Here is a 502-nt window from a genome sequence, read left to right on the forward strand (position 1 = left end):
ACAAGGTCGACGAGCACAACCGGTTGCGGGACGACATCACGGCGACGGTGGCGGCGTTCTGGGCGGCGGAGCGGACCTGCCACAACAAGATCACCGCGATCTGGGGCGGGACCCAGATGGTCGCGGGCGACGGCTCGGAGCGCAAGGACCAGTACGGCTTCAACGCCGAGGACCTCAAGAACGCGAAGCTTCCCTGGGGCGACCCGGTGGAGGAGAAGCACCACTGGTACGAGGTCGGCCACTGGGTGAAGTCCTTCGTCTGGGACGGCCTGATCGTGGACGGCGTCTGGGGCACCATCAAGGGCCTCGGGACGCTGGTCGGTTTCGGCGGCTGGGACGCGATGGGCCAGGCCTGGAAGGGCCTGGCGCAACTCGCCACGGGCCTCGCGCTGGCGTCCATCCCGGGTGTCGGTACGGCGTTCTGGCTCATCCCGGACGACAAGCTGCCGTCCTGGATCCGTGATTCGCGTACCGCGATGAAGGAGACGGGCAAGGCGCTGGT

At 67.9% G+C, this 502-nt stretch carries 1 pseudogene; it reads left to right on the forward strand.

From position 1 onward, the window contains the following. Window positions 1-502 (forward strand): annotated as a pseudogene (locus AQJ64_RS44935) (ADP-ribosyltransferase); the annotation flags it as partial.

The sequence above is a fragment of the Streptomyces griseoruber genome (assembly GCF_001514205.1).
Taxonomy (GTDB): domain Bacteria; phylum Actinomycetota; class Actinomycetes; order Streptomycetales; family Streptomycetaceae; genus Streptomyces; species Streptomyces griseoruber.